This window comes from Blautia sp. AF26-2, from assembly GCF_003460955.1.
GTDB classification, from domain to species: domain Bacteria; phylum Bacillota; class Clostridia; order Lachnospirales; family Lachnospiraceae; genus Fusicatenibacter; species Fusicatenibacter saccharivorans.
The window spans coordinates 1-9,605 of record NZ_QTWD01000001.1 but is presented as its reverse complement, the minus strand read 5'-3'; the positions used below and the strand labels follow the sequence as shown (position 1 = coordinate 9,605).

Below are 9,605 nucleotides of genomic sequence, written 5' to 3'. Positions count from 1 at the left end.
CCTTCTACTTCGGCAATTTCATTTACCGTCATTCCCAGATAGTATCGGGCATAAATTCGCTTTGCCTGTTTCTCCGGCAGCTTCATCACAGCGGCATAGACCTGCTCCTGAAACTGTTTTTCCTCCAGAACCATCTCCGGTGTCTGCGGCTTCAACAGCACCGCATTTTCAATGCCATTCTCGCAATCCAGAGAATACTGTGCTTTATAACGATACATCTTTCGCTCATACGCAGCCTCCGCACGTTCAGCTGCTCGAATAGTCTCCATTACTTCCTCTGTCACATCTACAAAAAAGTCTGTTGTATAAACATCAGGATAAAGTTCCCGAAGGTTAATTTTCTTCATTATGTACCTCCATTTCGATTCACGGGTGATTGACGGGTGAATCGAATGGAGGCGGAGACCGACACCGGCAGACAACCGGGTCATCTCCGAAAAAATGGCAACAAAAAACGCCAGATTTCCGTGAGGGAAAACTGGCGCGCCAAGAACAGCCATTATTATACTGAATTACCTGGAACGATAATGCCGATGCAATGTTATACTTGCCCGGAGGAGGAGCAATGCTTTTTTTAACTGATGTAGATCATGTGAGCTTTGAAAAAGCAAACGAGACACGGCAAAATAACCTCCAATCGGCCACCGTGTCCCTGCAAGTCGTCATAGGTTTGTGCAAACGCAAAGAAACGGCGGCTCTGAAAATCAAAGCCGTCGTTTCAAATGGGCGTGTCAAATTGTCTGCTCTACGACGGCTTTTTTTCTTTTGCCGTCGTCCGGCAGGAAATCTTTATTTGTTTCGATTTTAAGGAATCAATCTTACTTCCAAATGACTTCCATCTTACTTATCTGTAAGATAAATAAAAAGGTTGCCCACACCGATCTTCTCGGAGGGACAACCTTTCAAATCCACATGAGTATTTAGCCTATTGGCGTATGCCATATAATTTTATTGCGAGCTGATATTTTCCACAATCGACATAGCGTGTAATCTTCTTGCTGGGCCTCGTACAGCCAGCGCCGTGGTTGCGAGAATCACACCTACGATCAAGCACAATTCCAGCCACGGAACACTCCAGGGATTTCCGAATGTGCGAGTGATAAGGCTGGAGTACAGGAACCAATGAAACAACAATCCGAAAATACATCCCAATATGACACCACTTATGGCATACGAGGCAGCTTCCGCAGAAATCATGCGTGTAAGCTGTTGATTACTCATGCCAATGGCACGCATTACTCCATATTGACGAGTTCGGGCGGAAACTCCCATGCTGATGGTATTCATAATATGGAAAATCGTAATGGCTACAATGATTGACAGAAAACCATATACCAATGTTGCAAAAGCATAATAAAGGCCACGTTGTTGCTGTGCTTGGATTAAGACATCAGTGAAAGTGACTCCATCACCGAACAATGCTTCAACCTCGGCAACATCTTCTTCATCAGAACCAAAGCGGAACTGGACATCCAGGATAGTATATCCAATCTCACCCGTCAGCTGCGAAAAAGTTTCCTCGGAGCAGATCAGTGTTTCCGTTCCCTCTGCACGAGCCAATAGGCTGTCAGACAAAACACCCCCTACCGTAACTGTTTGATTCTTCCCGTTTATTGTCAGTGTAATGGTATCTCCCACCTGCACTTCTGTTCCTGTGTTTGCCACAAACAAGACCTGTCCCGGCGTGTTCGTTACAGTATCTATAGAACCTGCAATTAGTTGATCTTGCGCCCAGCGGAACTGATTTTCTTCATAGGAGATTAGATTGCTGTTATGGATTGCGCCGCTAATTTGGGCAGGAACATCATAAGCAAACATTCTGCCAAACACTCGACTGACAGCGGAATTTTGCACTACGGCATCCCTTCGATCCGCCGGAATGGAACAAGTATTTGTGTCACTGACAATGGAAAGCTCGGGCGACCATTCTTTCGGCATAAATGCGTTTTCCATAAAGGGAACCAGCGTACAGAACCCTAAAAACAAGGTGATGCAGATTGCAAATGCACCTGTCATCAGAATATAGCTGCGCCGTTTGGCCTTGGCATGATGGATACCAAGTGCTACCTCTACATGCCACCGCCGAGTGTTTGCCGCATGGCGGAACGAGGATTCCTGCTGTGTATTGCCTGTGACAGCCTCCAATGGGGAAAACTTTGCTGCCATTTTTGCGGGGGTCCGAGCCGCCAATAGAACGGTAATAAGTCCCAATACAATGCTCACACCAATGCTTAGCCAGCTAATGCCAAAGATAGGCATATAACCAAACCATACAGTGCTGAGCTGCCGCATGACTGCACACAGTCCCCAAACCACCACGATACTTAACCCGATACCAATGGGTATGGCGGTAATGCACCACTGTAAAGCCTCACGGCGCACAAAGCGCAATACTTGGCGACGAGTGGCTCCCAAACAGCGCAGTAAACCGAAAAACTCCATGCGCTGGCTGACATTACTATTCAAACTACTGGAAATCATCATAACACAAGTTCCCATTACCACCAAAGAAAGCAGAAATGCCATTGTGTATATCTGCGACATATTGGAACCCGGCAGCTGCCCGAGCATACTGAGCAGTTCTTCATTTTGGGTGATTTGTGCATCAGATATGCCGTTTTGCTGCTGAATATCAGCAATGCTGGAACCAACATTAGTGAGCAGCGAGAACCGAACGACATACTGCCAGTTGCCGCTTAGATCCGCAGTTTGAATGCTTGACAGCCCTTCAGGTGTCAAAAGGACTGCACTGGCACTTCCCGAGATCATATTGGCGGCATCATCATCCATAATTCCCGTAATCGCCAGTTGCATTGTACTCCCATCAGGAGAGTTCAAAGTAAGAGTATCTCCCAACGAAATTCCTGCTGTTTGTGCTAATGTAGATGAAACAGCTACCTGTCCAGCTATCTCAGGGAACTCACCTGAAAGGACAGAACCTAAATAAATTTCAGAAAATATTGTCTCGTCCATCCCTGCAACAGAAACGGGCTGATCTGCCACTGTGCAGCCGATTTCTGCGGGAATGTTGCCTTGCCAGCCAGACAAGTCTATTTCAGGGCGGGCAGCAATATATTCGGATGTTTTTTCGTCAATAGCTGTGATTTTACAATGCCAATCTCCAGTTTGATGCCGGGTTTCATCCGTCATGCTTTTCAAATACATATCGGCCAGTCCAAACATGACTGCAACCAGGAAAACCGCCAGCACAATGCAAATGCGTGTCATGCGGCTTTGCCTGCGGTGAACCTTGTTGGAGATAGAAACCAAGTCGAGGTAGTGTTTCATTTCCGGCTCGCCCCCAACTCCTTCAGCACACCATCAGACATATTGAAAATGCGGTCTGCCGCACTTGCATGATTTTTGTTGTGGGTAATCATCAAAATGGTTTGCTGGTACTTGGCCGACATGGTTTGCAGGAGAGCCAAGACTTCCTGACTATTTTTACTGTCCAGATTTCCGGTCGGCTCGTCCGCCAAAACCAGTGCAGGTCGTGTAACCAAAGCCCTGCCGATAGCGACACGCTGTTGCTGGCCACCGGAGAGCTGACTGGGAAGATGATGACGGCGTTCGGTCAGTCCCAAAACATTCAGCAGCTCGTTGACAAACCTCTGGTCTGGCCGCTTGTAGTCAAGCAGCAACGGAAAAGTGATGTTCTGTTCTACATTCAGTTCCGGGATCAGATTAAATGACTGAAAGATAAAACCGATGTGTTGCCGCCGGAACACGGTCAGTTTTTTCTCCGGCATTGAGAAAATATCCTGACCGTCGATCCAGACCTTGCCGGAAGTGGCTTTGTCCAGAGCACCCACAACATTCAGCAACGTACTTTTGCCGGAGCCGGATTCACCAATAATGGCAATAAATTCACCTTTGCGAACTGAAAATGTTGCATGACGCAACGCTTGAACCGCTGCTTCACCTTTTCCATAGGTTTTGCACAAGTCCTGTACTTCAAGAATATTCATACGCAGTACCTCCTTATGGTCACATCATACCCCCTTCGGCTTACTTCCAAGTGACCTGCATCTTACTCATTTGTAAGGCTGAAAAAATTCAATGTGAAGGTAGTTCCAACATCGAGTGTGCTGGTTACAGAAATAGTTCCCCCATGTGCCTCCACAATAGATTTAGCCAGCGGTAAGCCCAATCCTATCCCATGCACATCTGACGAAAAGCGGCTGCGGTAAAAGCGTTTGAAAATGTTGTATAAGTCCTCTTGGTGGATACCTTTGCCATCGTCTGTAATGACGATCTGAGTCAACAGGGGTGATTGTGTCCATTGCACCGAAATGTGACCGCCCGGTTGTGTGTGTTCCAAAGCATTTTTGACGATATTTCCAATCGCCTCCGACATCCATAGTGCATCGCAATTAAGAGAAATATCATCCTTACCCGAAAGGGTGATCTCTTTGTGATCCTGTTCTGCCCATGTTTCAAATCGTTCCAAAACATCTTGCATGAGAGCGGAAACATTTTCTTCTGCTTTTTCCATCTGTATAATTCCCGCATCCAGGCGCGCCAGTTTGAGCAGTGTATAAATAACGTTCTCCATTCGCTTAATCTCTCGTTGAGATTTTTCCGAAAAGTTCGCCACCGTTTCGGCTTCTCCTTTATGACTGCTTATGATTTCATGGTACATTTTCAAAGCAGATAGCGGCGTTTTAATCTGATGTGATACATCCGAAATGATGTCCTGTAAGAACTCCTTTGTCTGCTTCTGGCTCTCTGCATGGGCGGAGAGAATAGTCGCCATTTCATTGACATCATGGAAAAGGCTATACCAATCACCGGTTTGGGAACATTCAATTCTGGACATAGAATTGCCATCCAAAAATTCTCGAATCTTACTTCCTGCATCATCAATAGCTCTATGCTGGCGTCGCAGATAAAACAGCAGAACCAGATATACCATACCGAACAGAAACAACAGCAGCAAGAATAGATACAGCATCGTCTGATTGCGATATTCCCGAACAGTGGGCAATAGCTGCATAGATGTTGCTTCACTGTATCCAATAGAGGCCAGCGCTTCTTTGCCTCGTTCTATATCGCTTTCGTTGGGGTGAGCAGTAAAAGCTGAAATCTGCAATTTATCCTCATGGTTCAGCTGGTAGCCGGAAACACCATAGTCATGGAGCAGCATCTCATGTTGGAAGTCCTTTGCAAGTAAAAACGAAAGTCCTGCGGCAAGTAGAAATGAAATAAGGCAGATGACGGTGATTGCCAACAGTAGATTCTTTGTTTCTTTCCCTAATTTGCCCATACCTCGTCCTCACTCAACGACCCATTTATAGCCGATACCTCGTTCCGTCAGCAAGTATTTAGGCTGATTGGGTGTGTCCTCAATTTTGTTTCTCAGCCGCCGGATATACACAGATAGAGTATTATCGTCCACAAAATTACCGTTGCCATCCCACATCCGATCCAGAATCATTTCGCGCGACATAAGGTGATTGGGATTTTGCATGAACAGACACAGCAATTTGTATTCCACCAATGGGAGATCAAGCGGTTTATCATTTTTCCAGACGAGCCGCTCTGCCGTATCCACACGAACGCCATTAGCTTCCAAAAAGGTATCTGCTTTGGAAAACTGCAAGGAACGGCGCAGGATTGCCTTAATTCTGGATAGAAGTTCATTCAGCTTGAACGGTTTGGTGATATAATCGTCGGCACCCATATCAAGTCCTCGGACAATGCTGATTTCCTGATCCGAAGCTGTCAAAAATATAATGGGAACGGTTGAGCTGTTCCGTACCGCTTTGCAAACATCGAAGCCTGTGCCATCTGGGAGCGTAACATCCAGCAAAAGTAAATCATAGGTGTTCTTTCGGAATAGGGCCAAAGCCTCCTTTACAGTTTTGGCATTGTCCACCATATATCCACTTGCTTCCAAAGTATATTGCAATCCATCAATCAGGCTCAAATCATCTTCAACATAAAGTATCTTTTGCATTTTTTTGCTCCTTTCCTTGCTTCGTTCTCATATCCACAGGCTTTTCCGCGTCTTTCGGAATCAGCCAAATTGTAGCCACCTTCACAGCACCGGGAATACGGCCACCGGCGCAATAATAGTTTATCTGCCGAATTGAAACTCCCCATTTTTCACTTGCTTCTTTTAGGGTCACATAGTCCATCTCTGCACCTCCTGCAATACATTCCATTATATTTCTATTGCTCGAAGAATACAAGCCTGAAACCATGTTGCAAAAAAGAAAAATCGGTATAATCGTACCGTAAAAACCGGAATGATAAGGTTATTCCTCAAATCAAACCGGAACGATACAATATTATTGAGGTGAACGATTATGCCGATTGATGATTTAACTGCTTTAGGGCAAAAAATGCGGGAAGCCAGAAAGAAAAAAGACCTGACACAACAGGAGCTTGCGGATCTGAGCCATGTTTCTGTAAAGCAAATCGCCAATATCGAAAAGGGGAAAATGAATCCTTCTTATTTGATTTTGAGAGCATTGGCAAAGGTCCTGCACATCTCTTTAGATACGCTTATAAATCCAGATATTTCTCTGGAAGATGAAGGTGTCAATCAGATGAAAATGCTTTATTCCAGCTGTCCGCCAGAAATGCGTGACACCCTGTTGCATCACACCCAAGAAACGGTGAAAGAACTGACAGAGTTGTCCGAGATATTTGAAATGAATTGAGCCAGTGAGTGAAATTTAACGATTCTCTCACTGGTTCTTTTCAATTTCGGAGAAAAGAAGCAAGCAATGCCTGTGTTAATACACACAGGCCCGCAGAGAAGAAAATCCCTCCGTGATTTTCCTCTCCGCTTGCTTGTTGAGGGCAGCGCCCCCAAGCCCCTTTGAACACAGAATTTCATTCTGTGGCTGCGCGGTCTCCGTTCCACTCCGGTCGGCACTAAGCGGACATCCCCCGGATGTCCAGTGCCTGCGAACGCTTTTGACCAGGACCAGCTTACCGCTGGCCGTGGTCTTTTTCTTTTTCAACATCCTGTTCTACCTCCATTTTCAGCACTCGATCTACATTTGCCTTTGCCGTTAAAAGCTCCCGCATTTCCTCACGGGAACGCCGGTACTCGGCATAGGTCTTTTTCTTTTCTTCCAGCAATTTCGCGTACTCTGTCTGCAACTCTTTGACCTTGGGCAGCTTCTTGACGCCCATCTCATCAAAGGCATTCTTAGCAGCCTGGTGGAGCAGAATTTCTTCCTCATGTTCCTCCCGGAATTTCTTAGAGTAACCCGCCTTGCGGTATGCCACATAGACCTCACGGGTCTTGGCATAATTTACGATGTGAGTACGCAGAACAGCGATCTCTGCCATGCGCTTTTCAGCCGCTTTGATCTGCGCCGAAAGATCATTGTGATGTGCCGTGGCAGCTGTAGCCTTTTCTTCCAAAACCGCATACTCCAGCAGATTGTTCTCTGACAGGTAATTCATGGTCTGCGCCATTTGTTTCAGATTAAAAACTTTAGCCCATCGAGCATAGCCAGCACCTTTTCCAGCCTGCAATTTTGCCTGAATGTCCACCAGCAGATTGACCTTCGGCGGCTCTGCCTGTGTGACTGTTTTTTTTCGCGGGGTATGTGCTTTCTTCCCTAAGAGAACTGCCCGCAAATCTTCCAATCCATATCCTTCGCCCAGACTGTCCATGCGGGCGGCTTTCTCCCAACCAGAGAGTTTCAGTCGATACGATTTTCCGCGCTTTGAGACTTCACAACCATATTCTCGCAACAGCTTCAGCAGTTCTTCAAAGTCAGCAGGACTTTGTGATAATGCGTTGTCAATCGCCACACGAAGCAGCTCTCGGTGAGAGGGCTTTGCCTGATCGCCCAGCCATTTGTTATAGCTCTTTCCGTGAGGTTTCGGATTCTCTACAATGGACAGTCCATTCTCAATACAGATGGTGTCACTTAGCCGACGAACCGCCTTGGTGCTGCCCCAAAAGTTTCGGAACTTCCGGTCATATTCTAAGCTGACCGATGACCAGATAATGTGATTATGAATGTGCGACTTGTCTATGTGAGTGCAGACCACAAAGGCATGATTGCCTTTGGTAAATCGCTTGGCAAATTCCACACCCAGCCGGTTAGCTTCTTCCGGAGTAATCTCGCCAGGGCGGAAGGACTGGCGCACATGATAGGCAATCACGTCATCTGCACCGCGCACTCGTCCGGTAGCGGCAATGTACTGCCGCTTTGCCAGAAGGAACTCTGCATCCGCAGTCCGGCTGTCACACGCATAGCCGGTAATGAGCTTGCCGTTATCTGTTTTCTGTGTATTTGCTACATAGTCGATGATGTCACTGATTGCCCGACTTTCTGTGCGACCCTTGCCAACATGAAGCGGCATGATTCTTGTAGTTGCCATAATAGAAGGCCCTCCTCTCATAAATATTTTTTCGCTGAACTCTTTGCTTCTATCGTTGCAATAACTTTCTCCGCTGGGTATAATAAAAAAGAACATTCTACAACCTCAAAGGAGGGATTTTATGATAGAACAGCTCATTGCCGAAGCAACGGAATGTGATTTCAAAGTTGCTCTCGAAACAAAAAAGCCAAAAAGCTGGTTAAAAAGTGTCAGTGCCTTTTCCAATGGGATCGGCGGCACTCTATTTTTCGGAGTCTCTGATGACCGGGAGCCTATCGGCTTGTCAGATGTTCAAAAGGATGCTGAAGCGATCAGCCGCTTAATCAAAGAACGTATCACACCATTACCGCAGTTTATCTTAAAGCCATTGCAGGAAGATGGTAAAAACCTGTTGGCTCTGGAGGTTTCTCCTGGCCGCAGCACCCCATACTATTACAAGGCAGACGGAGTAATGGAAGCATACATCCGTGTTGGAAATGAAAGCGTAATTGCACCGGATTACATTGTGAATGAACTAATCTTAAAGGGAACCAATCAGTCCTTTGATACCCTAACAACAGACGCGGTAAAAAAGGATTACAGCTTTACACTTCTGGAAGCAACCTATCTGGAACGGACCGGTCTCCGCTTTGAGCCATCCGATTATGTTTCCTTTGGTTTGACTGATAAAAATGGACTCCTGACCAATGCCGGAAAACTCATGACCGATCAGCACACAGTTTATAACTCCCGTATGTTCTGTACCCGGTGGAATGGCTTGGAAAAAAGCTCTATCTTTGATGATGCACTGGACGATAAAGAATACGAGGGGAATCTGATTTATCTACTGAAAAGCGGCAGTGAATTTATTCGCAATAATTCCAAAGTCCGTTTTGTCAAAGAGGCACAGTATCGTGTAGACAAGCCGGATTATGCTGAACGAGCTGTGACAGAGGCTCTTGTTAATGCGCTTATCCATCGTGATTATATTGTGCTTGGCAGCGAAATCCATATTGATATGTTTGATGATCGGGTGGAAATCACATCTCCGGGCGGTATGTTTGGCGGCGGCTCAATTCAGGAATACGATATTTACAGCATCCGTTCCATGCGACGAAACCCTGTGATTGCTGACCTGTTCCACCGCATGAAGTACATGGAACGCCGTGGAAGTGGCCTACGCAAAATCGTCAGTGAAACCGAAAAGCTACCTGGATACACAGAGGCATATAAGCCTGAATTTTCCTCAACAGCGACAGATTTCAGAGTCA

Annotated in this window: 9 protein-coding genes and 1 pseudogene; 3 read left to right on the top strand and 7 right to left on the bottom strand. The window is 46.2% G+C overall.

What is annotated here, in order from left to right; translation table 11 throughout:
- Positions 1-347: pseudogene (locus DWY63_RS00060) on the bottom strand (sigma-70 family RNA polymerase sigma factor); the annotation flags it as partial.
- Between the two features lie 218 nt (positions 348-565).
- On the opposite strand from DWY63_RS00060, the gene DWY63_RS00050 reads away from it, so the two are divergent.
- Complete coding sequence (locus DWY63_RS00050) at positions 566-808, top strand: hypothetical protein (protein WP_117800640.1); 243 nt, start codon at positions 566-568, stop codon at positions 806-808.
- Between the two features lie 140 nt (positions 809-948).
- Here the strand turns inward: DWY63_RS00050 and DWY63_RS00045 are convergent, their stop codons facing one another.
- The 5 genes from DWY63_RS00045 to DWY63_RS00025 form a co-directional block, all read right to left on the bottom strand.
- Entirely contained in the window at positions 949-3,288 is a 2,340-nt protein-coding gene (locus DWY63_RS00045; protein ID WP_117800638.1) for an ABC transporter permease, read from the bottom strand.
- Positions 3,285-3,968: an ABC transporter ATP-binding protein gene (locus tag DWY63_RS00040; RefSeq protein WP_117800635.1), complete on the bottom strand. Its 684-nt coding sequence runs from the start codon at positions 3,966-3,968 to the stop codon at positions 3,285-3,287. The genes DWY63_RS00045 and DWY63_RS00040 overlap by 4 nt, the downstream gene beginning before the upstream one ends.
- A gap of 62 nt (positions 3,969-4,030) precedes the next feature.
- Positions 4,031-5,266: a sensor histidine kinase gene (locus tag DWY63_RS00035; protein WP_055066044.1), complete on the bottom strand. Its 1,236-nt coding sequence runs from the start codon at positions 5,264-5,266 to the stop codon at positions 4,031-4,033.
- A gap of 9 nt (positions 5,267-5,275) precedes the next feature.
- Entirely contained in the window at positions 5,276-5,959 is a 684-nt protein-coding gene (locus DWY63_RS00030; protein ID WP_117800633.1) for a response regulator transcription factor, read from the bottom strand.
- A complete protein-coding gene (locus tag DWY63_RS00025) occupies positions 5,937-6,140 on the bottom strand; it encodes a helix-turn-helix domain-containing protein (RefSeq protein ID WP_117800631.1) in 204 nt (67 codons plus the stop codon). The genes DWY63_RS00030 and DWY63_RS00025 overlap by 23 nt, the downstream gene beginning before the upstream one ends.
- A gap of 171 nt (positions 6,141-6,311) precedes the next feature.
- Here DWY63_RS00025 and DWY63_RS00020 point away from each other — a divergent pair, with 171 nt between their 5' ends.
- Entirely contained in the window at positions 6,312-6,668 is a 357-nt protein-coding gene (locus DWY63_RS00020) for a helix-turn-helix domain-containing protein (RefSeq protein WP_117500085.1), read from the top strand.
- Between the two features lie 274 nt (positions 6,669-6,942).
- Here DWY63_RS00020 and DWY63_RS00010 read toward each other — a convergent pair whose 3' ends face one another.
- The gene (locus DWY63_RS00010) at positions 6,943-8,355 is read right to left on the bottom strand and encodes a relaxase/mobilization nuclease domain-containing protein (RefSeq protein ID WP_117800628.1); all 1,413 of its coding nucleotides are present in this window, start codon (positions 8,353-8,355) and stop codon (positions 6,943-6,945) included.
- Positions 8,356-8,476: 121 nt separating this feature from the next.
- On the opposite strand from DWY63_RS00010, the gene DWY63_RS00005 reads away from it, so the two are divergent.
- A partial coding sequence (locus DWY63_RS00005) for an ATP-binding protein (protein WP_117800626.1) occupies positions 8,477-9,605 on the top strand: 1,129 nt, incomplete at its 3' end.

Bases quoted from the DNA above. Each gene is read 5' to 3' on its own strand.
- DWY63_RS00010 (WP_117800628.1), bottom strand. From the start codon at position 8,355: ATGGCAACTACAAGAATCATGCCGCTTCATGTTGGCAAGGGTCGCACA.
- DWY63_RS00050 (WP_117800640.1), top strand. From the start codon at position 566: ATGCTTTTTTTAACTGATGTAGATCATGTGAGCTTTGAAAAAGCAAAC.
- DWY63_RS00020 (WP_117500085.1), top strand. From the start codon at position 6,312: ATGCCGATTGATGATTTAACTGCTTTAGGGCAAAAAATGCGGGAAGCC.
- DWY63_RS00035 (WP_055066044.1), bottom strand. From the start codon at position 5,266: ATGGGCAAATTAGGGAAAGAAACAAAGAATCTACTGTTGGCAATCACC.
- DWY63_RS00040 (WP_117800635.1), bottom strand. From the start codon at position 3,968: ATGAATATTCTTGAAGTACAGGACTTGTGCAAAACCTATGGAAAAGGT.
- DWY63_RS00045 (WP_117800638.1), bottom strand. From the start codon at position 3,288: ATGAAACACTACCTCGACTTGGTTTCTATCTCCAACAAGGTTCACCGC.
- DWY63_RS00030 (WP_117800633.1), bottom strand. From the start codon at position 5,959: ATGCAAAAGATACTTTATGTTGAAGATGATTTGAGCCTGATTGATGGA.
- DWY63_RS00025 (WP_117800631.1), bottom strand. From the start codon at position 6,140: ATGGACTATGTGACCCTAAAAGAAGCAAGTGAAAAATGGGGAGTTTCA.